The following is a 26174-nucleotide window of genomic DNA, read 5'->3' as shown; positions in this document are numbered from 1 at the left end:
CCGTCAGGCGGTGGCGGCTGCGTTCGTCAGGGTCCGGCTGACGTCCACGAAGTTCTTCCGGTCGGCCACCAGCTGTCCCCTGCGCACCACTTGGAAAGTCACGCTCCGGTTGACGATCCTCGGGTAGCCGGGCGCGCCGAGCATGTCCTCGTACTCCCAGCGCAGCATCGGGGTGAGGCCACCGGTCGACACCCGCACCCCGCCGTCGAGCGCGCGCGAGATCTTCGCCGCCGTGATCTCGTCCTGGCTGATCGACTGGATGACCCGGTTCAGGACGGTGTACGCGATCCAGGTGGTCTGCACCCCGGCGTCGGCCGGGTCGATGCTGTCGTCCCCGAAGGCGTGCGTACGGATCACCTTTTGCATCGGCTCCCAGCGCACATCGCCCGCGTCCGGGTACCAGCCGGTGATGTAGGCGCCCTCGAAGGGCCCGTTGCGGCCGCCGGTGCGGTCGATGAGCGGCTGGCCGACGCTGCCCATCACCGAGGAGATCCTGACCTGCCTGCCGTCCGCCGGCAGCCGCCGGAAGGAGTCGAGGAACGTCTCGGTGCGGTCTCCGAGCGCGGCGGTGACACAGCCCGGCCGGTCCCCCGTCCCGAGCTCCGCCCAGGTCTGCTTCGCCGCCCGCTTGCGTGCCTGCATGGCCTGTTCGGTGTAGTCGGTCGCGTCCTCCGCCGCCAGGATGTCCGCGGACTCGCGCCGACTTCCTTCGGTGAGGCCGGAATTGAGGAGCTCGGGCATCTCGTCGCCCGCAAGGCTGTTGGGCCGTACCAGCGAGACCTTCTCGCAGGCGTCCGCGAGCTGCCTGCCGTTCCCGGCGAGGAGGGCGGCCTGGCCGCCGTTGACGGGGTAGGAGAGGTAGCTGGTGAACTCCTCCTCGGAGATGCCGTATCCGCCGATGAAGGGGATGCCCGCGGCCTCCAGCGGGGCCATGAAGGCATCGCCGTGCTGGCTGTACGAGCCCACGACCGCGGCCACGTCCTCCTTGACGGCCCGGCGGGCGCACGTGGACGCGCCGGTGCTGGTGTTGTCCTCGTTGCAGGTGATGACGCGCAGCTCGTGGCCGTCGATGCCGCCTTGGGCCTCTGTCCAGCGGGCGTACGCCTTCGCCATGGAGTTCATGCCGGGCATGTTCGTTGTCCGGGTCTCCTCGGGGGCGAAGGTCATCACCGTGACAGGCTCCCTGGAGCCCCCCGGGTCTCCAGGGAGCACGCCGCAGCCGGTGATCCATGACACTCCGGCCGCCGCGGCCGTCGCTATACATACGGCACGGACTCGTGTGGTCCTTGAGGGGCGGGGGGAGGTGGAGCGTCGCCGACCGGTCATGTCCCTGCACAATTCCGCTTCCGGGGTAACGGCGGTGTGAGCATTGTTCAACAGCGGGTGACGGACAGGTGAATTACAGGGGGCCGTGGGGCCGCGTCTCGGGGGAACGTACGATCGAAGGCGTGCAGCAAGGTTCGGTCAACCCTTCCCGTCGCGGCCGTCGCTCCTCCACCATGGGCGGCATGCCGCTCAATGACATGCCTTGGTGGCGCTGGCGCAGCAATGTGCGATCAGCGCTGCACATGCTTTCCGACCCTGTCTTCCACGAAGAGTGCTGGCTGGCCGGCCGCGAGGGGTACGGCGACGTCACCGACGCCGTGTACCGCCTGGTCGAGGACACCTGGCTGGACAACTGGTCCGCCGAGAAGTACGTCGGGACGATCTTCCGCGACTCGGGCGAGGCCGCCCTTGTCGACGTGGCCGTCCTGCGTGTACTGCGGATCATGCATCAGGTGGGCGCGGACGCCCCGGTCTCCGCGTATCTGGAGCACCATGGCTGGCCGGAGGCCGTACGGGCCGCCCGCGAGGCACACGTACGGATGGCGGGCAATGACGGGGAGGACCCGGACGTGCCGCCGCGCTCGCTGGATGTGCTGCGCATCATGACGCGGTCGGCGTGAGGTCCGAGCGGTCCGTACGGGGTCCGAGCGGTCCGTACGGGGCCCTCGCGGTCCCGTGAGGTACGTGCGGGGTCCGCGTGATGGACTGGTTCCTGCCCGGACCGGCGGATATGGCAGTCTACGAGGATGACTGACCAGTACGTCCTGACGCTCTCCTGCCCGGACAAACAGGGCATCGTGCACGCCGTGTCGAGTTATCTCTTCATCACCGACTGCAACATCGAGGACAGCCAGCAGTTCGGGGACCGGGACACGGGTCTGTACTTCATGCGGGTCCACTTCTCGGCCGAGAAGCCGGTGACGGTGGAGAAGCTGCGGGCCAGCTTCGCCGCCGTCGGGGACTCCTTCCAGATGGACTGGCAGATCCACCTCGCCGAGGAGCGGATGCGGATCGTCCTGATGGTCAGCAGGTTCGGCCACTGCCTCAACGACCTGCTCTTCCGCTCCAGGACCGGCGCGCTGCCGGTCGAGATCGCGGCGGTCGTCTCCAACCACACGGACTTCGCCGAGCTCGTGGGCTCGTACGGCATCCCCTTCCACCATATTCCGGTCACCAAGGACACCAAGGTCGCGGCCGAGGCGCAGGTGCTCGAGCTGGTGCGCGAGGAGCGCGTCGAGCTGGTGGTGCTCGCCCGCTATATGCAGGTCCTCTCGGACGATCTGTGCAAGCAGCTGAGCGGCCGGATCATCAACATCCACCACTCCTTCCTGCCGAGCTTCAAGGGCGCGAAGCCGTACCACCAGGCGCACGCCCGGGGCGTGAAGCTGATCGGCGCGACCGCGCACTATGTGACGGCCGACCTCGACGAGGGCCCGATCATCGAGCAGGAGGTCGAACGCGTCGGCCACGGGGTCACCCCGGAGCAGCTGGTGGCGATCGGCCGCGATGTGGAGTGCCAGGCGCTGGCGCGGGCGGTCAAGTGGCACGCCGAGCACCGCATTCTGCTCAACGGCCGCCGCACGGTCGTCTTCGGCTGACCCCTCGCGGCCGGCCTCACGGAGAGTTCCTAGGGGGAGTGTGTGACGGGGTCGTCGCACAGGTCGTCCAGAACGAACGCCCCGTCCTGCCGCTGCAGATTCCGCTCCGCCTCCAGCTGGTCGAGCAGCCGGGTCAACAGCCGTCCGTCCCGCGGGTTGCCCAGGAATTCCAGTACGGCCCGGTGGAACGCCTCGCGCAGGGTCGGCGGCATCGCGTCCGACGCGTCCAGGCAGATCTGGCCCGCTCCGTCGAGCAGCTCCTGGACGGCGCGGGTGCCGCGGGACGGCGGGACCGAGCCGACGGTGCCGCCGGGGAAGTACGGCCGCTCCCCGGGCTGCGCCGCCTTCGCCCAGTCCTCGCGGGCGGGGCGTGAGGTGAGCCGGCGGAGCAGGTCCCAGGCGGCGGCACCGGGCTTGAACACGGCGGCCATGTCGCCGGAGACCTCGTACGCGTTCTCGCCCGTCGTTCCCCGGGCGAGCAGCCGGCCGGTGGGGGTGGGCAGCACATCGTCGCCGTAGTGGCGGCGGATGAACGAACCCTGGTGCTCATGGGTGCAGTCGCCGCTGTTCAGCAGCCCGTACCGGCCGTCCTCGAGCAGCTCGAAGCCGGTCGCCAGCCCCTCCTGGGCCAGGTTCCCGCCGTTCGCGGCGAGCAGCCGGGCCCACTCCTCCCAGGCCGGCCGGGTCTTGCGCCACGGGGTCTTGCCCGTCGCCCACCTCTCGTACGCCGCCGGCCCCTGACGCTGCAGCAGCAGATCCTCCACCCAGTCGGTGCCCGGCCAGCCGGAGGTGGCGCCGGAGCCCACCCCCAGACACCAGTCGCGGGTCTTCCCGGCCGTTGCCGTACGGCTCCACACGAGCGACTTCAAATCCACCCGCACCGGCGCCCAGTAGGCGTGCGTGCGGGCCTCGCCGTCCTTGTTCTCGAGGGTGACGCTGGGCGCCCACGGCGGGACCGCGGCCCCGACCACCAGCTCGGGGAGCGGATACACGTCTCCGGCGCGTGCGTACTCGGCCAGCTCGCCCGGGCTGTTCAGAATCGCCACGTCCGGCGGCGCACCGGCCTGGAGCTGGGCGACCAGGGTCTCGCGCAGCGAGCGGGTGCCCTTGTAGACGTAACTGCGGCCGGTCCGCTTCTCGATGCTCCTGAGGGCAGCCACGAAGGGCTTCTCCTCGCCGTCGGTCCACGGGCCGAGGACGACCAGCGTGCGCTCCTCACCGGCGGTCGAGCAACCGCCGGACGCCAGGGCGGCAGCGGCGAACAGGCACCCGGCCAGCAGTACTCTCCAGCGCCTCATGCGTCCGTGTACTTCCGTCGAGGGCGGCCGGCCGGATAGGGGCGGCCGTAGAGAAAGAGCGTGACGCCGCAGGCGAACGCGCCCACGCCGGCGGCGGGCACGGCGATGCCCGCGGCCAGCGACCAGCTGTCGGGGTGGGCCTCACGCATCAGGGCCGCCGACCGGTGTGCGGCGGACTCGATGCTGCCGGGGGCCGTACGGTCCGCGCCCACCCGTTCCAGGGCGCCGACCGCCGTCCGTACCTGCTCCTGTGCGCCGTGCTCCTCGGCGCCGCCCATGGCGAGCAGTACGGGCGTGACGAGCACCGGCAGCGCGGCCACCGCCAGCTGAACGCTGATCAGCCGCAGCCGTTCCCGCAGGAAGACCCAGGTGCCGAGGGTGGTGACGGCGAAGAGGGCCACCACCAGCGCGGCGGCGGCCGCGGCGGAGAGCGTCAGGGGGCTCCAGGCCGCCAGGTCGCGGTTCTCCCGGCGCAGCTGGTGCTCCAGCTCCTCAATGCGGTCCAGGATGGCGGTGGGCTCCTTCTCGGACCCTTCCTGGCTCTGCGTGGCTTGCCCCTTGCCCTGGCCGGCCTTCTCCGTGTGCTGCCCGGCGGCGGCGGTGCCCTGCCCGGCCTTTCCCGTGTCCTGCCCGGCCTTTCCCGTGTCCCGGCCGGCCGCGGCGGTGTCCTGCCCGGCCGCCGCGTCGTCCTGGCCGCCGAGCAACTCGGCGGCGTAGTCGACCCCGGCGTCGCGCAGCACCTTGCTCGTGCGGTGCCGGTCCGCCCAGGCGATCTTGTCCCCGTATGCGACCACCAGGCCCGAGACCACCCGCAGCTCCTGCTCCTGCGCCTTGTGCAGCGCCCGGGACTGCGCGACCCGGTTGAGGCTCTGGGAGGCCTCGGTCAGCAGGGAGCGGTACGTTTCCCCCAGCTCGACCAGACCGGCGTTCTTTGCGGTCAGCAGCCGCAACTCGGCCTGTTTCTGGGCCAGTTCGAGAGAGGTGCGGGCCTGCGCCAGATCCACCAGGGCGGGCGCGCTCCGGTCCCGCAGCCGTTCCGTACGCCCGTGGACATCGCTGTAGGCGGCGGCGGAGAGGGCGAGGGCGACCACGGCGAGTGCGGGCAGGACGAGCATGCGGCGGCGCAGGAAGGCGGCCGTGGGGCGGATGCCCCCGGTGGTGCGGCCGGCGGCCCGGCGCCACAGGGAGAGCAGCAGGGCGAGCAGCAGGGCGGGCACCCGCCCGGTCGGCGCGTTCATCCGCCCTCGCTCTCGCGGGACAGCCAGGCGGCCGGCCGCCATGGCGTACGTTCCCGCGTGCGTTCCCGCTTCCCGTCCGGTTTCCCGTCGCGGTGGTGCTTCAGGCCCAGCGGACGAGTCCGGTACGCGTTGTCCAGCAGCGCCTCGGCGAGCGCCGCGTCCTCGGCGCGGTCCGTGCGCGGCACCTGCTTGGCCAGCTGCCGGTAGCTGGCGGAGAGCTGCTCGCGCAGCTCCCGTTCCGTGGCCGGGACGGGAATCGAGGCCGGCAGCGAGGCGCGGAGCTCGGCCAGCACCTCGGCGCCGCCGTCCTGCCGCGCGGCCCGGACCAGTTCGAGGAGCAGCTCGCGCAGTTCGGCGGTGAGCCGCTCGTGGGCCTGGCGGTCGGTGAGACCCTCGTGGCTGGCCAGCCGGTGCAGGGCGGCATACGCGCGCACCGCCGAGGCCACCGTCGGCGGGGAGCCGTCCGCGGGTGGGCTGGCGTGGATGCGCACCATCGCCGTACGCGCGGCGGTGCGGTGCCGGGAGTCCGGGGGGACGCCGTCGAGCGAGGCGAGGGCCAGGTCCGGGCTGCGGCGGGCGAGATGGATCCGGGCGAGGCCGAAGGCGGCGCTGCCGAGCGCGTGGTTGCGCCGCCACACCGCGTCGTAGAACTGCATGGCCTGCTGCTCGTGCTCCTCCCGCGCCGCGACGGCCTCCGGGGTGTCGGTGTCCGTGTCCGCCTGCGCGCCGCCGCGCCATTCGTCGGCGAGCTTCTCGTGGCAGTAGCCGAGGGCGAGCTTGGGCGCGTACTCGCCGGGGATGGCGTGGTAGACCCAGTCGAAGGAGGTCAGGGCCCGGCGCAGCCGGCCCTGGGCGAGGTCGGTCAGTCCCCGGTGCCAGTCGAGCCGCCAGTCGTAGCGGGCCCGGTCGCCGAGCAGCCGGTGGGCGCGGTCGAGTTCCATGGCCGCGGTGACCAGCTCCCTGTCGCGCCCGCGCACCTGGTCCCGCCCGCGCACCTGGTGCCGGGCGAGCTCCAGATGGAGCCGGCAGCGCAGCAGATGGAGCTCGGGGGACGGCAGCCATTCGTCGCTGAGCTGGAGCAGACCGGCCGGGTCGTCGTACGAAGTGCGCTGCAGCTCCTTCCAGTTGGGGTCCTGCCGATCCGCCTTCGGTACGGGAAGGGCGACGGCGGCCTCGGCCGGCCCCGGCACCCGGGCGCCGAGGCGGTGCCCGTCGCCGCAGCCGGCCCGCCAGCGGTCCAGCGGCGGGGCCTTGCCCAGCTGACCGTCCAGCGCCATGGCCGCCGAGTCGAAGAGCGGGGACGGTTCGAAGGTCTCCTCGCCGAGCCGCAGGGAGCGCAGTTCGCGCAGCACACCGCGCAGCTGGACGGCCATCTCCTGGGCGGAGGCGTAGCGCCGCTTGGGATCGGGGGCCATGGCGCGCCGCAGCGCCCGGTGCAGCGACTCCGTGCCGAGGTCGGCGGGTGGCGCCGGGTCCTTGTCCAGGAGTACGCCGAGCACCGCGCCGACGCTGTAGAGATCGCCGGCCGTCGTCATCTCGCCCGCCGCCCCGGTCTCCGGCGGGCGGTGGCTGACCGGTCCGGGTGTGCCCGGCTCCCGTACGCCCGCCACGTCGATGAGTTTGATGCCGTTGCCGCAGTGCAGAACGTTGGTGAGGGACAGATCGCCGTAGACGAACTCCTCCTGGTCGTGCAGATAGCTGAGCGCGTCCAGAATGCGCAGCCCGTACGCGACGATGAACTCGCGGACCCGGGGCCCGGAGAACGGCGCGTCGTGCTGGGCGATCCGGGCCGCGACCCACTCCAGCGGCGCCCCGTCGGCGAACTCCATCACGATGAACTCGGCCGAGGACGACGGATGGCGCGCGTAGTTGACCACGCGGATGACGGACGGATGGTTGAGGCTGACCAGTCGCAGCCGCTCCTGATGCGCCTGGAGGACGGCGGCGGGGTTCCCCGGGTCGAGGATTCCCTTGAGCGCCACGGGCCGGTTCTCCAGCAGCAGATCGCGGGCCAGATACACCTGACCGTGGCTGCCCTGCCCGAACGGACCCACCACCTCGTACTGCTGGTGCAACCGGTCGCCGCCCGCCAGATGTGCCCCGGCCGGGGCGGTCACGAGCGCGTCCGGATCGCGTACGGCGACGACCGGAAGATCGGTGAGGCCGTCACCGGGCGGCTCCACCAGGAACTCGTGCGGGCCCATCGGACCGGCCAGCGCCTGCTCGGCGGCCTCGGCGGCCAGCAGTGTCGTCTCGATGTCGACGGTGAGCCGGAACAGGGCGTGCGGCAGTGCGGGGGTGTCGTACAACGGGCCGTCGGGGCGCAGTTGCTGGAGCTCGCGGCGCAGGCGCGGGGCGTGGGTCTCCGGGCGGCGCGGCGCGGGCCGTCCGCCCGCGCCCGCCTTCTGGGGGAGCTGTCGTAATCGCTGCTCGGTCTCGGCGAGCCGGCTCACCCGGACCGCGAGCCGGTCCATCCGGCGGTCGGCCCAGTCGGGCTCGAGCAGTTCGGTGCGGACCATGGTGAGCAGCGGCGAGCGCGGATCGCTGAAGACGAGCAGCAGGCGGCTGTCGTCGTGCGCCAGCAGAGCGCGCAGCAGCGCCACCATCTCCTCGTCGCCGGAGGCGGACCGGTCGACCGCGAGGAACGCCCCGATGAGGGGCGGGCTGTCGGCGGCGATCCGGGCGAGCAGTGCCTGGTGGGGCGTACGGGCGGGGAGCGGCGCGTCGAGGCCGATGCGGTCGGCCGCGTGGACGGCGAGATCCTCGACCGTCCGGTTGGTGACGTCGACGGCGATGTCGATGCTGCCCACCTGTGGCTCGCCCGCCGTCGAAGTGCCGGACGCCGAGGGCGGGCTCTGCTCCCGGTCGGCGAGGGTGAGGACCGATCTGATGGTGTGCAGCAGCGCGTGCTCGCCCTCACCGGCGAAGGCCTGCTCGACGCGGTCCGTGTCCGGCGCGCCGTCGAGCCACCGGGTCAGCCGGCGGTGCAGACCGGGGATCCGGCCCGAGGCGGTCCTGTCGGGGGCGACGGCGACCTCGCCGGAGACGGCACGGGACCCGGTCACCGTCAGTCCCAGCCGCTCCAGTGGCAGATACTTCAGCACCGTCTCGGTCGGGATCATGTACGCGTGCTCCCGCCGCACGGGCGCCTGCGGGGTGCCGAACTGGTGGGCCACGATGCCGATGACACGGCGCGAGCGGCTGTGGACGACCCCGCCGCCGCTGTAGCCGTGCCGGACGACGTACGGCGAGCCGTCGGTGTCGAGCTGCACCCACTCGGGGGTGGGGGCGGGGCCGCCGCGCCCCATCAGCCGGGCGTCGAGATGCTCGCCGCCCGGCAGGTCCTCCGGGTAGCCGGTGAAGTGCACGGGCTCGTTGCGCGCCGGTATCTGGCGGTGCAGTACGGCGTGGGCCACGGACGGCTCGTGGTCCAGTTTGAGGAGGGCGAGGTCGCCGCTGAAGTGCGGCGTGGGCAGGACGAGGTACTCCCGCAGCAGCCGGGCGCGCAGCGGTCCCGGTGCGTCGGCGGACAGGGCGGTGCTCGGGACGTCGACGTACACCGTGTCGAAGGGTGTACGGGTGCCGTCGCGGTCGGGCCGGGACAGGACCGTATGGGCGCAGGTGAGCACCAGGCCTCCGGGGAGCAGCACACCGGCCCCCAGCGGACGGCCGGACCGATCCTGGGTCCGGAGCAGGCAGACCCGCCAACTTTCTTCCTGTGGTGATGAGTTGGACGCGCGTGACGGCTCCCTCATACTGCTCAACGATAACTACGGGAGGCGAGGGGCGCGATGGCTGAGCGTGACGAAACCGCGGTGGCGGGACTGGCCGAGGTGATCGGACAGGTCCGCGACGAGCTGGAGCGGGCGCAGCTGGCCGGAGAGGGACGCGCACTCAAGTTCAGTGTGGAGAAGGTGAATCTGGAGTTCGCGGTGCAGGTGCGGCGGGAGGGCAGCGGGCGGGCGGAGCTGCGGATCGGGGTGGTCACGGCGGGCGGGGGCGGTTCGGCGGGACACGACCGTACGCACACGATCAACATCGAGCTGAAGCCGCACGGACGCGACGGCAACCCGAACATCAGCGTGGGCGGGGAGTGACCGTGCGCTCTGCTCAGGGGGTGCCTCTCTGATCGTGCCGGGCTCGCCCGCCCCGGCGCGGCACCTCGCTGCGGTGTCGCCGGGCCCGTTCCGTGACCGTGGCGGTTCGGCCCGCGCGGTCCGGTTGCCGGACCGTCCTCCATCGCCGGACGGGCGGAAATCCGGCCTGCCCGGCCGTTGCGGACAGCGCGGCCGAAGGCCACGCGAAAAGTCGAGGCGAGCAGATCGGCCAGCATCGCACTACAGCCTGCTCAGCGACGCCGCCGCGAACAGGACGTCCCTGATCGCCTCCCGGTCGCCGTCCTGGCCCGCGGCGGCCTCCTCCGGCGGCACATGGCCTGCGACGAGTCGGCAGAACTCCACTCCGTCCAGGGCGACTTGAGCCACCGCCAGGTCGCGGGAGCCGGTGGCGGCCGGGGAGTCCAGGGCGATGTACCAGTTCCCGCCGCCCGAGCCCTCCACCTCCAGATGCAGCGAACGGCCCGGTGCGCCGGGCGTGACCAGATGCCGGGCAGGCCCGGCGAGACCCGCGCGTCTGCGGTCCGCGAGGGCGGCGGGCAGCAGCCGGGCCGCCAGGTCGATCATCCGGTTCAGATGCTTGCCGCTGGGCGGCTCGTAGGGATAGTCCACCGCGTCCGCGATGTCGCCCGCGTGCATCCAGCACTCGAAGGCGCGGTCGAGTAGGGAGTCCTGCAGCGGGAGGGCGAAGTCGCCGTACGAGACCGGCAGTTCGGCGACTGCGCGGCCGGCGAAGGACACCGTACGGATGAGGGTGTGGCTCTGGTCGCGCCACGGCTCATGGATGGTGCGGGTGGGCGGCAGGTCGGCGGTCTGCCAGAACGACTCGGTGCGCTCGGTGGGCACTCTCGGCGCGTTCGCTCCGAGGGGATCGTCCAGGCCGAGGGCACCGGCGACCAGTCCGTCGACGGTCATGAGATGCCCTATGACCCCGGCGACGGTCGTTTTCCGGCTCACCTGCCGCTCGCCCTCGAACCACTTGAGCCGGACCGGCGCATGCCAGTCCGTGTCGCCGATGTCCCGCAGCAGGGCGTCGAGCCGCGCCGTCTCGGCGTCGTACGGATTCGCCCAGGTGGGCACGGGGATACGGGCGGGCCTGCGGCCCAGGCAGTTCTCCAGCACCCGGAAGCGCAGCAGCGGGTCGAGATCCAGATCCCGGTCGGTGTGCAGCAGGCCGACGGCGTCACGCAGCCGCAGGGCTTCTTCCGCGCAGGGCGCGCACTCGCCGAGATGTTCCTCGACTGCCACGGTCTCCTCGGCGGAGCAGGCGGACAGCGCCCAGGCGCCGAGGAGCGACTTCAGCACACTGTGGGAGCGGCCCGGCTCGTCGCCGGAGCTCGTGCCGCTGCCGGATCCGCCGCCGGCCGGCTCGGGGTGAGGGCTGGGCCGGGGCGGTCCGGTCGTCGTCGCCGGCGAGAGCGCGGGTGGTGGCAGATCGTCCCCCGCCGACCGCGGTGCCGGTATGCGCGGAACGCCCCGTACCTCGTCACGGCCGTCGTCACTGCCGCCACTGCCGCCACCGTCGCGGCCACCGCGGCCGCCGCCGTCCAGAGGCCCGTTCACAGGGAGCGTCCGTATCCGGGCGGGGACGAGCCTTCGAGCGGGCGCGTATTGGCCGTGGAGAGCAGTTGGAGGCCCAGCCGCAGCCGGCGCCTGGCCTCGTCCTCGGTGACGCCGAGGTCGGCCGCGGTCTGGCGGTAGTCCCTGCGCTGGAAGTACGCGAGCTCCAGCGCGGCCCGCAGCGGGGCCGGCATGGAGGTGACGATGTAGTCCGCGCGGGCGGCGACCGCGGCCCTGCGCACCTTCTGCTCCAGCTCCTCCGGGGTGCCGTCGCCGCCCTGCGCGAGCGCGGCGGCCTCGGTCTCGCGCAGCCGGTGCACGGCCTGGCTGTTGGTGAGCTTGGCGACCCAGGCCCGCATCGAGCCCTGTTTGGGGTTGTAGGCGTCGGGGTTCTCCCAGATGTAGCCGAAGACCTCGCGGGTCACCCGGTCCGCCGCCTTGTCGTCCTCGAGCACGCGGTGGGCCTGGCTGTGCACGAGCGCGGCGAACCGGTCGTACAGTTCGCCGAGCGCAGCGGCCTCTCCCCGCGCGAGCCGCTGCTGCATCCTGCGGTCCCAGCGCGGCGGTGTTTCCTTTGCCATACGGCCCCCAAGCTCTACGCCCTTGTGCTGTGCCTGCGTGGCTTCGCCTGCGTCGACTTTTCGCCTTTTTCGCCTGTCGCCTCCTCGAATGTAGTGCGCGGGCCGGGGACACACGCCTCTTTGCCGCAAGTGCGCCCCTGAGAGGGGCGGGGAATGCTAGGGGGTGTCGTTTGGTTCTTGCCGGGCTCGATCCAAACGACACCCAGGCGTGTCGAGACCCCTTGCCCCGGCGCCGCGCTGTGAGCATCGTGTTTCATGAGAGTGCGGCTGGGAAGCCGCCGGGGGAAGGACAGCTTCCGGATTTCCGTCACTGCGTACCGCAACTGCGTTCTGCAACCGCGCGATTCCGGATCGGCACGAGGAGAGGTCCGGTCGTGATGCTCAACGTGGACGAGAGCCGCCAGGGCACGTGGACGGTGCTGCACGTCAGTGGCGAACTCGATCTCGTGTCCTCGCCCGTGGTCCGTCAGCGGGTCCACGACGCGGTTGCCGCCGCCCGGCGCGATGTGGTGCTCGATCTCTCCGAGGTGTTCTTCTGCGACTCCAGCGGCGTCGGTGTACTGATCGCCGCCCGTCGGCTGATGCGCTCCTGCCAGGGCCGGCTGCGGCTGATCCTGCCCGCCCGGGGCGCGGAGGACGGTTCGCACGTCAACCGCGTCCTCGCCGCTCTCGGCGTGCGCCGCCTCTTCGCCGTGTACGCGGACGTGGATTCGGCCACCGACGAGGGGGCGCAGCCGCTCTCCGCATGAGGGTGCCCCACCGGCGAACAGCGGCGGTCCACCGGCGTACACCGGCGTGCGGCGTGCCTGTCACCCACAGTGTGTCTGCATGTCGCCGCCACGTAATTCACCGGGTACTTGCACGCGTCAGCGCCCGGGGTCGTACGCTCCCCGCATGGACAGCGCAGAGTACGAGCGCAAGATCGCTTCCCGCTTCGCCGCCTTCGACCAGGACGGCAATGGCTATATCGACCGCGAGGACTTCAGCGGGGCCGCCGCCGCCCTGCTCGCCGAGTTCTCCACGACCGCCCGCAGCGACAAGGGCCAGGCCCTCTACAGCGGTGCGGAGGCGTTCTGGCAGGGCATGGCCGGAATCGCCGACGTGGACGGGGACCAGCGGGTCACCAAGCCGGAGTTCATCACGGGTGCGGTGAAGAGACTGCGTGACAATCCCCACCGGTTCGGCGAGATCGCCCGCCCCTTCCTCCATGCCGTGATCGCCATCGCCGACGAGGACGGCGGCGGTGTGACCCCGTCCGCCGCCGAGCGGGTCCTGAAGGTCCTGGGCGTGGAGCCCGGCCTCGCGGCCCAGGTGGCGGCCGGCCTGGACACGGACGGCGACGGCCGGATCAGCGAGGAGGAGATCCTCTCCGCCTTCGCCGCGTACTACGTCACGCCCGAGCAGCCCTGATCCCCGCCACCCCCGCAATCCCTCGACCGCTCACCGCCATCCCCGTCCCCTCATCCCCCCGCTCCCTGTGAATATCGCTCCCTGAGCTTGTACTTGAGCACCTTGCGCAGGGTCTCGTTACGGGGGAGGGCGTCCACCACCTCGAGCTGCTCCGGCAGCTTGTGCACGGACAGGCCCTCCCCCCGCAGATACGCGGTCACCGCGTCCAGGGTCAGAGCCCCGGCCCCCGCGGGCTGCTCGATCACCGCACACACCCGCTCCCCGCGCTCGGCGTCGGGGAGCCCGATCACCGCCGCGTCCCCGACGCCCGGGTGCTGGTGCAGCAGATCCTCGATCTCCTTGGCGGAGATGTTCTCGCCCTTGCGGATGATGATGTCCTTCAGCCGCCCGGTGAGCACGAGATGGCCACTGAGGGTGACGTGGCCGACGTCGCCCGTGATCAGGAAGCCCTCGGAGTCGAAGGCGGGCCCGGTCTGCCCGGAGTTCAGATACCCCTGGCACACGGCCTCCCCGCGCAGCCGTACCTCCCCGTCGGCTCCGGCCGGCAGCGGTTTCCCGTCCCCGTCGACGATCCGTATCTCCATACCGGCGGGCGGTCTGCCCTCGGTGGTGGCGAGGTTCTCGGCGGTGTCGTCCGGAGAGCCCATCGTGATCATGGGCACTTCGGTCATGCCGTAGCCGTGAGTGAGCCGGCAGCCCATCTCCCGTACGACGGCGTGGTAGATCTCGGGCGGTTTGGGCGCCCCGCCGCCGGCCAGCAGCCGCAGGGTGGGGATCAGCTTCTCGCCCGGCTGCTTGCGCTGCTCGGCGAGGAACATCGAGTAGAAGGCGGTGGAGCCGCCCGCGGTCGTCACGCCGTGCTTGCGGTAGGTCTCCAGGGCGTCGGGCAGCACGAACTTCTCGAAGAGGACCGCGGGGAACCCGTACAGCAGCAGCATCACGAGATAGTCCGGGCCTCCGATGTGCGCGAAGGGGAACGCGATCGAGCCGACGTCGTCCGGCGACAGATGCAGCGCATGGGCCAGGCAGGAGCCGCCCGCGATCAGCGAACGGTCCGTGTGCAGCACACCCTTGGGGTCGGACGTGGTGCCGGAGGTCCAGTAGATCCAGCGCACGTCCCCGCCGGAGGCGGGCGGCGCCGGCAGCGTGGCCGGGTCGCCGTCGGGCAGTGTGCCGTATGCCTCGAAGACGCCGGGCGCCCCGATCCGGTGTGCCATCGCGGTGTGGTCGAACCCGCGCCACTCACCCGGTACGGCGAAGAACGCGGCCCTGGACTCGCGCAGCGCGAAGCCGGTTTCGCGGTCCCGGTAGAACGGGATGACCGGTGACTGTACGGCGCCGAGCCGGGCGAGAGCCACGCTGAGCAGCACCGTCTCGATACGGGTGGGCAGTTGCCAGGCCACCACGGTGCCGGGGCGCACACCCAGCCCGTACAGCCCCGCCGCAACCTGTTCGGAGCGGCCTTGCAGCGCGCCGAAGGTGAGGGTGCGTTCGTCCTGGAACAGCACGGGGCGGTCCGGGGTGAGCCGGGCGCGGCGGTCGACGAGTTCCCAGAGTGTGCGGGATTCCCCCAGGGCGTGTGCGGTCTCGTTCATGCCGGAGAGCCCCCTCCATTGCTGACGGGTAGTCAGATCGTGCCGAGAGCGTAGGGCTCTGCGCCTTGTCGGTCCAGAGGGTGCGGAGCTAGCCTGGAACCTGACGGACCATCAGAAAGTCTGTCGTGGACGGAGGGCGCTGATGGACCTCACCTGCACGGAGGAAGAGGAAACCTTCAGAGCGAAGCTGAGGGAGTGGCTCTGGCAGGTGCTGCCGAAGCTGCCGCCGAAACCCGACCCGGGCGACTGGCCGGGGCGGCGGGAGTACGACCTCGGCTGGCAGCGGATGCTGTACGACGCCGGGTACGCCGGCCTGCACTGGCCCGTGGACGCGGGCGGGCAGGGCGCGACGCCCACCCAGCACCTGATCTATCTGGAGGAGACCGAACGGGCCGGCGCCCCCTACGTCGGCGCGAACTTCGTGGGCCTGCTGCACGCCGGACCGACGATCGCCGCGGAGGGAACGGCCGAACAGCGCGCCCGCTGGCTGCCGCCCGTGCTGCGCGGCGACGAGGTCTGGTGCCAGGGCTTCAGCGAACCGGACGCGGGCTCGGACCTGGCGTCCCTGCGTACGAAGGCCGTCCGGGACGGGGACTCGTACGTGATCACCGGATCCAAGATCTGGACCTCGCACGCGGAGGTCGCCGACTGGTGCGAGCTGCTGGTGCGCACGGAACCCATCGGCCCTTCCGCGCCCAAGCATCGCGGGATCTCCTGGCTGGCGATGCCGATGGACGCGCCCGGCATCACCGTCCGGCCGCTGCGCACCCTGGCGGGGTCGGCCGAGTTCGCCGAGATGTTCCTGGACGAGGTCCGGGTGCCGGTGGCGAACCGGGTCGGCGAGGAGAACGACGGCTGGCGCGTCACGATGGTCACCCTCTCGTTCGAGCGGGGCACGGCCTTCGTCGGCGAGGTCGTCGCCTGCCGCCGCACCCTCGGCGAACTGGCGCGTACGGCGCAGCGGAACGGCCGCTGGGACGATCCGGTGCTGCGGCGGCGACTCGGCAGGCTGAACGCGGAGTTCAGCGCCCTGTGGCGGCTCACCCAGTGGAACGTGAGCGAGGCGCAGAACGCCGGCGGAGTGCCCGGCGCCGGCGGCTCGGTCTTCAAGCTGCGCTACTCGCACGCACGCCAGGAGCTGTACGACGCGGCGGCCGAGGTGCTGGGCGGTGACTGCGTGGATCTCGCGCACGAGTGGAATCAGGACCGGCTCTCCTCCCTGTCGTACACGATCGCCGCCGGTACCTCCCAGATCCAGCAGAACATCGCCGCCGAGCGCATCCTCGGCCTCCCGAAGGGGCGCTGATGGACTTCCGGTTGACCGACGAGCAGCGGGCGCTGCGGAACGGCGTACGGGAACTGCTCGCCGGCCGCTTCGGCCGTGATGCGCTCCGGGCGGCCGTGGGCCGGGAGGGGACGGTCGACCGGGCGTTGTGGCGGGAGCTCGGCGAGGCCGGGTTCTTCTCGCTGCGGGTGCCGGAGGCGGACGGCGGAGTCGGGCTCGGGCTCCCCGAGGCCGTCCTCGCCTTCGAGGAGGCGGGCCGGGCGCTGCTGAACGGGCCGCTCGTGGCGACGCATCTGGCGGCCACGGGCGGTGTACCGGGTGCGGCGGACGGAGGCCGGGTGGTCACCTGTGACACCCAACTGCCGGGCTTCATACCGCATTTCGCCGACGCGGACGTGTCCGTCGCCCTCCACGGCGCATCGATGGAGGGCCGGTCTACCGATGGCCGGTCGTTGCAGGCCCGGCCACTGCAGGCCCGTTCGATGCGGGTCCGGTATCCCAAGGACCTGCCGACCGCGCGGCCCGCGCGGTCCATGGACCCGCTCACCCCCCTGCACCGGATACCGGGCGCCGCCCGCACGGCCCCGCCGCGTCCGGACGCCGTACTCCTCACCGCCGCCGAACAGCTCGGCAGCGCCGCCCGCACCACGGAGATGGCCGTCCAGTACGCCAAGGAGCGCGAACAGTTCGGCCGTCCCATCGGGGGCTTCCAGGCAGTCAAACACCTGTGTGCCCAGATGCTCGTACGCACGGAGGTGTCCCGCAGCGCCGTCTACGCGGCAGCCGTGACCGAGGACTTCACCGAGATCGCCGGCGCCAAGCTGCTCGCCGACGAGGCCGCCGTACGCAACGCACGCGACTGTCTGCAGGTGTACGGCGGGATGGGCTTCACCTGGGAGGCGGACGTCCATCTCCATCTCAAGCGGGCCTGGTTGCGCGGCGCGATGTGGCTGACGGCGTCGGAGGCGGAGGAGATCCAGGCGGAGGCGTTGGCCTCAGCACTCTGAAGCGTCACCGTGTGTTGATACCGGGTTGTGTCCTTCGGGCGACTCGTCACGGGCCGGAGTCGGGGTCGAGCTCCGGTACCCTCCGTGGGATGCGAGTCGTTCCGAGGCCGGGTTTTCACGGAGTTGCCTGTGCGGCGGCCCCGGGAATGTGCGCCGTTCGCGCCACGTGGGCAGGGCATACGCGTCTCAGTTCGATTCCCCGCAATGTGCGTCGCACAGTATGCACCACGCATACTCCTTCGCGCTGGAATATGCCCGAAGCGCTTGTTGCGGTGACTGTACGTCAACCATGCTGTCATGCAAGGGGGTCACGGTCAGTGACCTGGTTCAGAACCTTGTCGAGGCGCGAGGCGATGTGTCCGCCGGTTCGGATGGTGTGAGCGGTGCAGGTGCTTCAGGTTCAGCTGGAGATCGGTCCCGATCCCGCGGAAGTGGGCCGAGCCCGGAGGTGGGCTCGCTCCAGGCTCGCCGGGTCCGGCATAGGGGTCGACGAGCCGCTCGCGGAGGTGCTGATCCTGCTGATCTCGGAACTGGTCACCAACGCCGTCGTCCACACCGGCTGTCCGGCCGTGCTGCGGATGCTCTTCGGCGCGGGAGCGGCCGAGGCCGGCACGGTGCGGGTGGAGGTCGCCGACATCAGTGCCTGCCCGCCGCGGCCGCGCCGCGCGGAGGGCGACGACACCAACGGCCGGGGCCTCGAGCTGGTCGACGGGCTCGCCGACCGGTGGGGCTGGCAGCCGGAAGGTGTGGGCAAGTCCATCTGGTGCGAGGTGGACAGGGGCGCGCCGACGGTCACGAGGGGGGCGTACGAGCCCGGTGTGTACAAGACCGGCGCATACGAGCCGGGCATGTACGCGCCGTCGTGCGCTGTCACTCGTGGGGCATAAGGTGTAAATCTCCGAATCGGTGTTGACGGCTGGTTGCCGTTTGATCACCCTTGGATGAGCGATGCGTTGCGAGGGGACGCCGAGGGCTCGGCCCTCGGCGAATGCGGATCGCGGCTCGGCGTCGGCTCTTCGGGGCAGAGGAGCAGTGACACGTGCGCCGTAGCGAGCGGGTGGCGGCCGCGGTGCCGTGCTCGGGGCGCGCATGTGCGCGCCGCCACCCGACACCGGCCCGGCATCGAGGGGCACTCACAGGATGGCTACGGGGGCGACGGGTGTTCCCGTGCCGCCGACGAACGGCTCGGGCATCGCGGACAGCAGGAACGCGTACCGCCTCTCTTCTGCACAGGCTGTGGACAACTTTTCCAGATTCCAGTTCTGGCCCTGGAGCATGCCCATCTCGACGAGGTCGAGGGCGTGCACGGGCAGCCAGAGGTTCTCGATCTCCGGCGGGAAGATCTCGAAGGTGAGGGTGTCGTTCGCGACGGCGGCGACATCGCGGGCGTGGAACCACTCGGGTGTGCGGACGGACAGCCCCGGGGACGGGTACGCGTAGCCGTGCCTGTCGCCGCCGAGGCAGACCTGCATCTGCCCGGTGCGTACGAGAACGACGTCCCCGGATGTGATCGTCAGCCCGGCGAACTCCGCGGCCTCGTCGAGGTCCTCGGGGGTCACGGCGTGGTCGCCGGGCAGCCGGTCGAGTCCTTTCGCGCGGGCGACATCGAGCAGTACGCCGCGCGAGACGATGTGGCGGGCCTTGTCGATGCCGCTGAACTGCGCACGGGTGTGCGGCGTGATGGTGTCGGCGGGACGGCCGTTGTAGATCTTCCCCGAGTGCGAGACATGGGTCAGGGCGTCCCAGTGGGTGGCGGCCTGAAGTCCCATGGTCACAACATCGTCGCTGGTGGCGACGGTACCGGGGCCGAAGAGCTCCTGGTTGATCTGCGCCATGGTGTGCAGGGGGTTGACCCGGCCCGGGATGACGCCGGTCTGGATGCCGTCCTGGTGGAGGGGGAGTGCGAGAGCGACGCGACGGCCGCTTCGTACGGTGGCGGCGGCGTGTGCGACCACCTCGTCGGTGATCAGGTTGAGGGTCCCGATCTCGTCGCCCGCGCCCCAGCGCCCCCAGTTGTTCACGCGTTTGGCGATGTCGTGGAACTCGGCCGGAAGTGACATCGGACCTCCTGGGGCTTGTGCTCGAGTATCTGACTGACCGTAGAATCTAACGGTCCGTCAGAAACCGCGGGAAGGGGCCGGGCGTGGGGAACTTCTTGGCAGGCAAGGTCGTCGCCGTGACGGGGGCGGGGCGCGGCATCGGCAGGGCGGTGGCGCTGGCATGCGCGGCCGAGGGGGCGCGGGTCGTCGTCAACGACTACGGGGTCTCGATGGCGGGCTCCGAACCCACCAGTGAGGTCGCGGCGTCGGTCGTCAAGGAGATCGAGGCGGCGGGCGGGGAGGCGGTGGCGGTCGCGGACGACATCTCGACGATGGCCGGGGGCCAGCGGATCGTGGATGTGGCGCTGGCGCAGTACGGGCGGATCGACGGTGTGGTGTGTGTGGCCGGGATCCTGCGCGAGCGGATGCTCTTCAACATGACGGAGGAGGAGTGGGACCCGGTCGTCGCCACGCACCTGAAGGGCACGTTCACGGTGTTCCGTGCGGCGTCGGCGGTCATGCGCAAGCAGGGCGGCGGAACCCTGATCGGGTTCACCAGCGGCAACCACCAGGGGAGCGTGGCCCAGGCGAACTACTCGGCCGCGAAGGGCGGGATCATCTCGCTGGTACGGAGCGCGGCGCTGGGTCTGAACAAGTACGGCGTGACGGCGAACGCGGTGGCGCCGGTGGCGCGTACGCGGATGTCGGCGAACGTCCCTATGGAGCTGAAGGAGATCGGCGAGCCGGAGGATGTGGCGGCGCTGGTGGTGTATCTGCTCTCCGACCGGGCGCGGGAGGAACGGATCACGGGCCAGGTCTACACGATCGCGGGCCCGAAGATCGCGGTCTGGGCGCAGCCGAGGGAACTGAGGGCCGGGTACGCGGAGGGGGCCTGGACCCCGGAGAAGATCGCGGACTTCCTGCCGGGGACGGTGGGGTGCGACCCGATGCCGATGCTGGCGCAGCTGGAGGCGATGGCGAGGGCGGCGGCGTCGGGAAGCCGTCCGAACGAGTAGCCGGGGCGCTGCCCCGTACCCCGCACCTCCGTTGGGGAAACCCCAGCCCCGCAGCTGGAGGCGCTGGCGAGGGCAGCGGCGTCGGGGCTCCGGCCGAACGGCCGGCCGGGGTGCTGCCCCGGACCCGCGCCTCGATCGTCGGCGGGGCTGGGGTTCGGCGGCCGGGAAGCCACCCGGTCCAGCGGGAGTCCGGTCCGCCGGGAAACCCCAGCCCGTCCGGCGGTTGAGGACACGCCCGGAGGGCGTACGGGGGTCTGGGGGCTTGCCCCCAGGGGGTTCCCGGGCGCTCACCGTTCCCCCGCCCTCGCGTACTCGCGGCGCGGAGCAGCCGCAGGGGGAGTGGGGGGACCCCCGTACCCCCACAACTCAAGGGCGGGTGGGTGCGGAAAACACCCCCGGACAGGGAGGAACCGTGGACTTCAGCTTCGAACCGGCCGACGAGACGTTCCGGGCCGAGGCGCGCTGCTGGCTGGGGGCGCACCTCGTCGGGGAGTACGCCGAGGCCGCCCACCACGGCGCCCCCGGCAGCGAGCACGAGCGCGTCGAGGCCCGCCGCGCCTGGGAGCGGGAGCTCGGGAGCGGCGGATGGATCGGGCTGGGGTGGGAAGAGGGCCGGTACGGGAACCGGCAGGCCACCTTGACCCAGCAGGTCGTCTGGGCCGAGGAGTACGCCAGGGCCGGCGCGCCCGGACGCGTCGGGCACATCGGGGAGAACCTCCTCGCACCCACCCTGATCGCATACGGCAGCCAGGAGCAGAAGGACCGGTTCCTGCCCGCCGTCGCGCGGGGCGAGGAGCTCTGGTGCCAGGGGTACAGCGAGCCCGGCGCGGGCTCCGACCTCGCCGGGGTGCGGACCGCCGCCGTACGGGACGGGGACGTCTACCGGATCAGCGGGCAGAAGATCTGGACCTCCCTCGCGCAGGACGCCGACTGGTGCTTCGTGCTGGCGCGCACCGAAGAGGGCTCCGGGCGGCCCGGCCCCCGCCAGGACGGACTCGGCCGGCAGGGACCTCGCGAGGACGGACTCCGCGAACAGGGCACCCGCGAGCACGGACTCCGCGAGCAGCGCCCCCGCCATCACGGACTCTCGTTCCTGCTCGTGCCGATGGACCAGCCGGGCCGTATCGACGTACGGCCGATCCGCCAGATGTCGGGGACCGCGGAGTTCAACGAGGTCTTCTTCGACGGCGCGGCCGCCGCCGCCGCGCATGTCGTCGGCGGCGAGGGCAACGGCTGGCGCGTCGCCATGGGCCTGCTCGCCCTCGAGCGCGGCGTGTCCACTCTCGTCCAGCAGATCGGCTTCGCCGAGGAGTTGGCGAGGGTCGTGCGGATCGCCGTGGGCACGGGCGCGGTGCACGACCCGGTGCTCGCGGAACGTCTCGTACGTCAGTGGGCCGAGCTGCGCACCATGCGCTGGAACGCCCTGCGGACACTGGGAGGTTCAGGCGAGGGCGACCCCGGCGCCCCCAGCGTCGCCAAACTGCTCTGGGGCGGCTGGCACCAGCGCCTCGGCGAACTCGCCATGCAGGTCCGGGGCGCGAGCGCGGCCGCAGGACCGGGGGACTGGAACAGCGAGAACCCGTACGAACTCGACGCTCTCCAACGCCTGTTCCTCTTCACCCGGGCCGACACCATCTACGGCGGCTCGGACGAAATCCAGCGCAACATCATCGCCGAGCGGGTGCTCGGCCTACCGAGGGAGCCCCGATGAGAGGCGTCGTCTTCGACGGCAAGCAGCCCCAGGTGGTTGACGATCTGGAGATACGGGACCCGGGCCCCGGTGAGGTTCTCGTCGCCGTCGCCGCCGCCGGGCTGTGCCACAGCGATCTGTCGGTGATCGACGGCACGATCCCCTTCCCTGTGCCGGTGGTGCTCGGGCACGAGGGCGCCGGCGTCGTCTCGGCGGTCGGCGCGGGCGTCACCCATGTCGCGCCCGGCGACCATGTCTGCCTGTCCACCCTCGCCAACTGCGGCGCGTGCGCGGACTGCGACCGCGGGCGGCCCACGATGTGCCGCAAGGCGATCGGCCGGCCCGGCCGCCCCTTCTCCCGCGCCGGCGAACCCCTCTTCCAGTTCGCCTCCAACTCCGCATTCGCGGAACGGACGATCGTCAAGGCCGTCCAGGCCGTGAAGATCCCCTCCGCCCTGCCCCTCACCTCCGCCGCGCTGATCGGCTGCGGGGTCCTGACGGGTGTGGGAGCCGTACTGAACCGCGCGAAGGTCGACCGGGGCGACACCGTCGTCGTCATCGGGACCGGCGGCATCGGCCTCAACGTCCTCCAGGGCGCCCGGATCGCGGGTGCCTCCACGATCGTCGCCGTCGACTCGAACCCGGTGAAGGAGGCGGTGGCCCGGCAGTTCGGCGCGACGCACTTCCTCGGATCGGCGGAGGCGGAGGACGTACGGGAGATCCTGCCGACCGGTGCCGATCACGTCTTCGAATGCGTCGGGAACACCGCACTGATCCGCCGGGCGATCGAGCTGCTCGACCGGCACGGCCAGGCGATCCTCCTCGGGATGCCGGCGGCGACGGCGGAGGCGTCGTTCGTGCCCGCGGGCCTGTTCCTGGACAAGTCCATCCTGGGCTGCCGCTACGGCTCGTCGCGCCCGCAGCGTGACATCGCGCTCTACGCCGACCTGTACCGGCAGGGGCGGCTGCTCCTCGACGAACTGGTCACCGAGACCTACCCGGTCGAGGACTTCGCGAAGGCGGCGGACGATGCGCACCACGGGCGGGTGGCGCGCGGCGTGCTGACCTTCTGACCGGCTGGGCGCGCCTGCCCGGAGGCGCTGCTCGGAGACGCGCGTGCTGGGGCGCCTGCTCGGACGCGCCTGACCGGACGCGCGTGCTCGGCCGCCGCGGGGAGCGGCGGGGAGCGGCGGATGTCATCCGTCCGTAGGGCTTTCGCTGCCGGCCCCGGCGCGGAACGTACGCCGGTAGACGGTCGGCGGGACCCCCAGCACTGCCTGGAGGTGCTGCCGCATCGACTGCGCCGTACCGAAGCCCGCGTCCCGCGCCACCAGGTCGACCGACAGCTCCGTGGATTCGAGCAGATGCCGGGCCCGCTCCACACGCTGCTGCGTCAGCCACTGGCCGGGGCTGACACCGACCTCCTCGCGGAAGCGGCGCGTGAAGGTCCGTACGCTCATGGACTCCTGTTCCGCCATGTCGCGCAGCTGGATCGGCTCGTGGAGGCGGCCGAGTGCCCAGCCGCGTGCGGCGGTTGTGGTTGCCAACTGCGGTGCGGGGAGGGGGCGTTGGATGTACTGGGCCTGCCCGCCGTCCCGGTGCGGCGGTACGACGCTGCGCCGGGCGACGTCGTTGGCGACGGCCGCCCCGTGGTCGCGCCGCACCATGTGTACGCACAGGTCGATGCCGGCCGCGACGCCCGCCGAGGTGAGGACGTCGCCGTCGTCGATGTACAGCACGTCCGGGTCGACCTTGACGGAGGGGAAGAGGCGCTGGAAGCGGTCCGCCCAGTGCCAATGGGTGGTGGCGGGACGGCCGTCCAGATAGCCGGCGGCGGCGAGGACGAAGCTGCCGGTGCAGATGGAAGCCATACGGGTGCCGGGGCGGACATGACGGAATGCCTGGGCGAGCTCGTCGGGGAGGCGGCCCTCCTCGTAGAGCACATCGGGCTCGTACGCGGCGGGCACGATCACCGTGTCCGCTGCGGCCAGTGCCTCCGGGCCGTGCTCGATGTACAGCGAGAAGTCCGCATCGGCCTGTACGAAGCCGGGTACTGGTGCGCAGGTGACGACCTCGTAGAGGTGGTCACCGCCGGGGGAGACAGCGCGTCCGAAGATGCGGTGGGGGATCCCCAGCTCGAAGGGGATCACTTGGGGCATGGCGAGGACGGCGATGCGGTGCTTCTTGGGTGCGGAGCCGGTCGTCTCGTGTCTCTTCGCGTCGGCCATGGCCCGATCCTAACGAACGCTGTCTCTCGGGCCACTCGTTGCCGGTGATCGATCCCCGGATGCTGGGTGACGTGCCCCAGACAACCGCGCCACACGGCAGCCCGCAGCCCCTTCGTCGTCCTCCCCGTATCCACCGCGCGTGGTTCGTCGCGGCAGTGGCCTTTGTGACGATCATCGGGGCAGCGGCGTTCCGCTCCCTGCCGGGCCTGCTGATCGGTCCGCTGCACAACGAGTTCCACTGGTCACGCGGCACCATCGGCTTCGCGGTCTCGGTGAATCTCGCCCTGTACGGGCTGACGGCGCCGTTCGCGGCGGCGCTGATGGACCGCTTCGGCATCCGCCGGGTCGTCGCCGTCGCCCTGACAGTGATCGCCGTCGGCTCGGGCCTGACCGTCTTCATGACGTCGTCGTTGCAGCTCATCCTCTACTGGGGCCTGCTGGTCGGCCTCGGCAGCGGCTCGATGGCGCTGGCCTTCGCGGCGACGGTCACCAACAGGTGGTTCACCGAGCGCCGCGGTCTGGTCACCGGCATCCTGACGGCCGCCTCCGCCTCCGGCCAGCTCATCTTCCTGCCGCTGCTGTCCTGGCTGGTGGAGCAGCACGGCTGGCGTCCCGCGTCGATCACGGTGGCCCTGTCGGCGCTCGCCGTCGTGCCCTTCGTCTGGCTGCTGCTCCGTGACCACCCGGCGGATGTGGGCCTGGCGCCGTACGGTGCCACGGAGTTCGTCCCGAAGCCCCCACCGGTGACGGGGGCCGCGCGCCGCGCGGTGTCCGTTCTCTTCTCCGCCGCCCGCACGGGCCCGTTCTGGCTCCTCGCCGGTACGTTCGCGATCTGCGGCGCCTCGACGAACGGCCTGATCCAGACCCATTTCGTACCCGCGGCTCACGACCACGACATGCCGATCAGGGCGGCCGCGTCCCTGCTCGCGGTGATCGGCGTCTTCGACGTCGTCGGCACGATCGCCTCGGGCTGGTTCACCGACCGCTTCGAGGCGCGCCGGCTGCTGGCCGTCTACTACGCGCTGCGCGGTATCAGCCTGCTCTTCCTGCCGATGCTGCTCGCCCCGTCCGTCCACCCGCCGATGCTCTTCTTCATCGTCTTCTACGGCCTCGACTGGGTGGCCACGGTCCCGCCGACGATCGCCCTGTGCCGCGAGCACTACGGCGACGACAGTGCGATCGTCTTCGGCTGGGTACTGGCATCGCACCAGGTGGGCGCGGCGGTCGTCGCGTTCGCCGCCGGGCTGGCGCGGGACGTGTTCGGTGAGTACGACGTCGTCTGGTACGCCTCGGGCGCGCTGTGCGCGGCGGCCGCGCTGATGGCCCTGGTGATCCGCCGCCGGCCCCCGGCTCCCCTTTCGGGCGCGGAGTCGGTGTCGCCCGTGTCACCGGTGTCGGCGGGATCACCGGTGTCGCCGGTGTCGGCGGTGTCGGCGGAATCGCTGGTGAAGGGGGCGGACGGGACCGACGCGGTCACGCGCTGAAGCGGCCGAACTTCCCCCGGTGGAAGAGCAGTGGCACCTCCTCGGCGCCCGCGCTCGCCTCCACCGCGCCCAGGGCCGCGACCCGGCCCACCACGATCAGATGGTCGCCGCCGGTGTGCACGGTCTGGATCGTGCAGTCGATCCAGGCCGGTACGCCCTCCAGGAGCGGTGACCCGGTCACCGGCGATCCGGTGTGCGCGACCCCGGCGAACTTGTCCGCGCCGCTCACCGCGAAGCCGCGGCACAGCTCGCCCTGGTGGGCGCCCAGGACGTTGACACAGAAGGACCCGGCGCGGGCGATGCGCGGCCATGTCGTCGATGTGCGGGCGACCATGAAGGCGACCAGCGGCGGATCGAGCGAGAGGGAGGCGAAGGACTGGCAGGCGAACCCGGCAGGACCGTCCTCGTCGCAGGCGGTGATGACGGTGACGCCGGTCGCGAAGTGCCCCAGCACGTGGCGGAATTCGGCCGGGGCGACGGGCAGTCGCTCGTCGTCGCCGACGGCCCTCAGGCCGGGGCGCGGCAGGGGGTACCCGCCGGCGGCGGTGGCCGCGGGCGCGTCGAAGGGCTCGGTGGCCGTGGGGGCCCCGACCGACCTGAGGTATCGGACGGCGGTGGCCGCCATCCCTGCGTGTCCCATCACGCCTTCCATTGAAGCTGACGGGCCGTCAGATTGGAAGGGCTGCGGGAACGCCCGGCACCGA

The 26174-nt window shown here is 71.6% G+C and carries 22 protein-coding genes; 12 read left to right on the top strand and 10 right to left on the bottom strand.

The window, feature by feature from the left end; all coding sequences use genetic code 11:
- Positions 1 to 3 precede the first annotated feature (3 nt).
- A complete protein-coding gene (locus tag OG883_RS29150; protein WP_266546796.1) occupies positions 4 to 1326 on the bottom strand; it encodes an ABC transporter substrate-binding protein in 1323 nt (440 codons plus the stop codon).
- 173 nt (positions 1327 to 1499) lie between these two features.
- On the opposite strand from OG883_RS29150, the gene OG883_RS29145 reads away from it, so the two are divergent.
- The gene (locus tag OG883_RS29145; protein WP_266549554.1) at positions 1500 to 1946 is read left to right on the top strand and encodes a hypothetical protein; all 447 of its coding nucleotides are present in this window, start codon (positions 1500 to 1502) and stop codon (positions 1944 to 1946) included.
- A 126-nt stretch (positions 1947 to 2072) separates the two neighbouring features.
- Positions 2073 to 2924: a formyltetrahydrofolate deformylase gene (gene purU / locus OG883_RS29140; RefSeq protein WP_266546793.1), complete on the top strand. Its 852-nt coding sequence runs from the start codon at positions 2073 to 2075 to the stop codon at positions 2922 to 2924.
- A 29-nt stretch (positions 2925 to 2953) separates the two neighbouring features.
- On the opposite strand, the gene OG883_RS29135 is transcribed toward purU, so the two are convergent.
- Genes OG883_RS29135 through OG883_RS29125 form a run of 3 tightly spaced genes read right to left on the bottom strand, consistent with a single transcriptional unit; the run spans position 2954 to position 9110 of the window.
- Positions 2954 to 4222, bottom strand: a complete 1269-nt coding sequence (locus tag OG883_RS29135) for an extracellular solute-binding protein (RefSeq protein ID WP_266546790.1) — start codon at positions 4220 to 4222, stop codon at positions 2954 to 2956.
- Complete coding sequence (locus tag OG883_RS29130; RefSeq protein WP_266546787.1) at positions 4219 to 5460, bottom strand: hypothetical protein; 1242 nt, start codon at positions 5458 to 5460, stop codon at positions 4219 to 4221. Before OG883_RS29130 ends, OG883_RS29135 begins: the two co-directional genes overlap by 4 nt.
- Positions 5457 to 9110, bottom strand: a complete 3654-nt coding sequence (locus tag OG883_RS29125; protein ID WP_266546784.1) for a tetratricopeptide repeat protein — start codon at positions 9108 to 9110, stop codon at positions 5457 to 5459. Before OG883_RS29125 ends, OG883_RS29130 begins: the two co-directional genes overlap by 4 nt.
- Positions 9111 to 9251: 141 nt before the next feature.
- On the opposite strand from OG883_RS29125, the gene OG883_RS29120 reads away from it, so the two are divergent.
- Complete coding sequence (locus OG883_RS29120; RefSeq protein WP_266546781.1) at positions 9252 to 9557, top strand: trypco2 family protein; 306 nt, start codon at positions 9252 to 9254, stop codon at positions 9555 to 9557.
- Between the two features lie 240 nt (positions 9558 to 9797).
- Here the strand turns inward: OG883_RS29120 and OG883_RS29115 are convergent, their stop codons facing one another.
- Together OG883_RS29115 and OG883_RS29110 are read right to left on the bottom strand one after the other, a co-directional pair.
- The gene (locus OG883_RS29115) at positions 9798 to 11039 is read right to left on the bottom strand and encodes a zf-HC2 domain-containing protein (protein WP_266549545.1); all 1242 of its coding nucleotides are present in this window, start codon (positions 11037 to 11039) and stop codon (positions 9798 to 9800) included.
- A 95-nt stretch (positions 11040 to 11134) separates the two neighbouring features.
- Positions 11135 to 11716, bottom strand: coding sequence for a sigma-70 family RNA polymerase sigma factor (locus OG883_RS29110; RefSeq protein WP_266546778.1), 582 nt, complete (start codon positions 11714 to 11716; stop codon positions 11135 to 11137).
- A 374-nt stretch (positions 11717 to 12090) separates the two neighbouring features.
- Here OG883_RS29110 and OG883_RS29105 point away from each other — a divergent pair, with 374 nt between their 5' ends.
- The gene (locus tag OG883_RS29105; protein ID WP_266546775.1) at positions 12091 to 12465 is read left to right on the top strand and encodes an STAS domain-containing protein; all 375 of its coding nucleotides are present in this window, start codon (positions 12091 to 12093) and stop codon (positions 12463 to 12465) included.
- A 145-nt stretch (positions 12466 to 12610) separates the two neighbouring features.
- On the top strand, positions 12611 to 13126 hold the full coding sequence (locus OG883_RS29100) for an EF-hand domain-containing protein (protein WP_266546773.1): 516 nt from the start codon (positions 12611 to 12613) through the stop codon (positions 13124 to 13126).
- Positions 13127 to 13176: 50 nt separating this feature from the next.
- On the opposite strand, the gene OG883_RS29095 is transcribed toward OG883_RS29100, so the two are convergent.
- Positions 13177 to 14721: a class I adenylate-forming enzyme family protein gene (locus OG883_RS29095; protein ID WP_266546770.1), complete on the bottom strand. Its 1545-nt coding sequence runs from the start codon at positions 14719 to 14721 to the stop codon at positions 13177 to 13179.
- Between the two features lie 142 nt (positions 14722 to 14863).
- On the opposite strand from OG883_RS29095, the gene OG883_RS29090 reads away from it, so the two are divergent.
- From OG883_RS29090 to OG883_RS29080, 3 genes are all read left to right on the top strand, one after another.
- Positions 14864 to 16027 (top strand): acyl-CoA dehydrogenase family protein, encoded by a 1164-nt coding sequence (locus tag OG883_RS29090; protein WP_266546768.1) that lies wholly within the window; start codon positions 14864 to 14866, stop codon positions 16025 to 16027.
- Complete coding sequence (locus OG883_RS29085) at positions 16027 to 17013, top strand: acyl-CoA dehydrogenase family protein (protein ID WP_266546765.1); 987 nt, start codon at positions 16027 to 16029, stop codon at positions 17011 to 17013. The genes OG883_RS29090 and OG883_RS29085 overlap by 1 nt, the downstream gene beginning before the upstream one ends.
- A gap of 383 nt (positions 17014 to 17396) precedes the next feature.
- Entirely contained in the window at positions 17397 to 17900 is a 504-nt protein-coding gene (locus OG883_RS29080) for an ATP-binding protein (protein WP_266546763.1), read from the top strand.
- Between the two features lie 246 nt (positions 17901 to 18146).
- Here OG883_RS29080 and OG883_RS29075 read toward each other — a convergent pair whose 3' ends face one another.
- Entirely contained in the window at positions 18147 to 19073 is a 927-nt protein-coding gene (locus OG883_RS29075; protein WP_266546761.1) for a cyclase family protein, read from the bottom strand.
- 83 nt (positions 19074 to 19156) lie between these two features.
- Between OG883_RS29075 and OG883_RS29070 the strand changes: the two genes are divergently transcribed.
- From OG883_RS29070 to OG883_RS29060, 3 genes are all read left to right on the top strand, one after another.
- The gene (locus OG883_RS29070) at positions 19157 to 20068 is read left to right on the top strand and encodes an SDR family oxidoreductase (RefSeq protein ID WP_266546759.1); all 912 of its coding nucleotides are present in this window, start codon (positions 19157 to 19159) and stop codon (positions 20066 to 20068) included.
- Positions 20069 to 20480: 412 nt separating this feature from the next.
- On the top strand, positions 20481 to 21779 hold the full coding sequence (locus OG883_RS29065) for an acyl-CoA dehydrogenase family protein (RefSeq protein WP_266546757.1): 1299 nt from the start codon (positions 20481 to 20483) through the stop codon (positions 21777 to 21779).
- Positions 21776 to 22831, top strand: coding sequence for a Zn-dependent alcohol dehydrogenase (locus OG883_RS29060; RefSeq protein WP_266546755.1), 1056 nt, complete (start codon positions 21776 to 21778; stop codon positions 22829 to 22831). The genes OG883_RS29065 and OG883_RS29060 overlap by 4 nt, the downstream gene beginning before the upstream one ends.
- A gap of 123 nt (positions 22832 to 22954) precedes the next feature.
- On the opposite strand, the gene OG883_RS29055 is transcribed toward OG883_RS29060, so the two are convergent.
- Positions 22955 to 23986 carry a GlxA family transcriptional regulator gene (locus OG883_RS29055; protein WP_266546753.1) on the bottom strand — a complete coding sequence of 344 codons (1032 nt, stop codon included), beginning with the start codon at positions 23984 to 23986 and terminating at the stop codon, positions 22955 to 22957.
- A gap of 59 nt (positions 23987 to 24045) precedes the next feature.
- Between OG883_RS29055 and OG883_RS29050 the strand changes: the two genes are divergently transcribed.
- Entirely contained in the window at positions 24046 to 25470 is a 1425-nt protein-coding gene (locus tag OG883_RS29050; protein WP_266549542.1) for an MFS transporter, read from the top strand.
- Here OG883_RS29050 and OG883_RS29045 read toward each other — a convergent pair.
- Positions 25460 to 26095 carry a flavin reductase family protein gene (locus tag OG883_RS29045; protein ID WP_266549540.1) on the bottom strand — a complete coding sequence of 212 codons (636 nt, stop codon included), beginning with the start codon at positions 26093 to 26095 and terminating at the stop codon, positions 25460 to 25462. The genes OG883_RS29050 and OG883_RS29045 overlap by 11 nt on opposite strands.
- Positions 26096 to 26174 lie beyond the last annotated feature (79 nt).

It is taken from the genome of Streptomyces sp. NBC_01142, assembly GCF_026341125.1.
In the GTDB taxonomy this organism is placed as follows: domain Bacteria; phylum Actinomycetota; class Actinomycetes; order Streptomycetales; family Streptomycetaceae; genus Streptomyces.
The sequence above is the reverse complement of the archived record's forward strand: the minus strand, read 5'-3'. Positions and strand labels throughout refer to the sequence as shown.

What these genes read in the sequence shown, in the direction of transcription:
- OG883_RS29135 (WP_266546790.1), bottom strand. Translation starts at nt 4,222, where the DNA reads ATGAGGCGCTGGAGAGTACTGCTGGCCGGGTGCCTGTTCGCCGCTGCC.
- OG883_RS29055 (WP_266546753.1), bottom strand. Translation starts at nt 23,986, where the DNA reads ATGGCCGACGCGAAGAGACACGAGACGACCGGCTCCGCACCCAAGAAG.
- OG883_RS29050 (WP_266549542.1), top strand. Translation starts at nt 24,046, where the DNA reads ATGCTGGGTGACGTGCCCCAGACAACCGCGCCACACGGCAGCCCGCAG.
- OG883_RS29090 (WP_266546768.1), top strand. Translation starts at nt 14,864, where the DNA reads ATGGACCTCACCTGCACGGAGGAAGAGGAAACCTTCAGAGCGAAGCTG.
- OG883_RS29085 (WP_266546765.1), top strand. Translation starts at nt 16,027, where the DNA reads ATGGACTTCCGGTTGACCGACGAGCAGCGGGCGCTGCGGAACGGCGTA.
- OG883_RS29075 (WP_266546761.1), bottom strand. Translation starts at nt 19,073, where the DNA reads ATGTCACTTCCGGCCGAGTTCCACGACATCGCCAAACGCGTGAACAAC.
- OG883_RS29110 (WP_266546778.1), bottom strand. Translation starts at nt 11,716, where the DNA reads ATGGCAAAGGAAACACCGCCGCGCTGGGACCGCAGGATGCAGCAGCGG.
- OG883_RS29120 (WP_266546781.1), top strand. Translation starts at nt 9,252, where the DNA reads ATGGCTGAGCGTGACGAAACCGCGGTGGCGGGACTGGCCGAGGTGATC.
- OG883_RS29095 (WP_266546770.1), bottom strand. Translation starts at nt 14,721, where the DNA reads ATGAACGAGACCGCACACGCCCTGGGGGAATCCCGCACACTCTGGGAA.
- OG883_RS29130 (WP_266546787.1), bottom strand. Translation starts at nt 5,460, where the DNA reads ATGAACGCGCCGACCGGGCGGGTGCCCGCCCTGCTGCTCGCCCTGCTG.
- OG883_RS29145 (WP_266549554.1), top strand. Translation starts at nt 1,500, where the DNA reads ATGGGCGGCATGCCGCTCAATGACATGCCTTGGTGGCGCTGGCGCAGC.
- OG883_RS29100 (WP_266546773.1), top strand. Translation starts at nt 12,611, where the DNA reads ATGGACAGCGCAGAGTACGAGCGCAAGATCGCTTCCCGCTTCGCCGCC.
- OG883_RS29045 (WP_266549540.1), bottom strand. Translation starts at nt 26,095, where the DNA reads ATGGCGGCCACCGCCGTCCGATACCTCAGGTCGGTCGGGGCCCCCACG.
- OG883_RS29060 (WP_266546755.1), top strand. Translation starts at nt 21,776, where the DNA reads ATGAGAGGCGTCGTCTTCGACGGCAAGCAGCCCCAGGTGGTTGACGAT.
- OG883_RS29150 (WP_266546796.1), bottom strand. Translation starts at nt 1,326, where the DNA reads ATGACCGGTCGGCGACGCTCCACCTCCCCCCGCCCCTCAAGGACCACA.
- purU (WP_266546793.1), top strand. Translation starts at nt 2,073, where the DNA reads ATGACTGACCAGTACGTCCTGACGCTCTCCTGCCCGGACAAACAGGGC.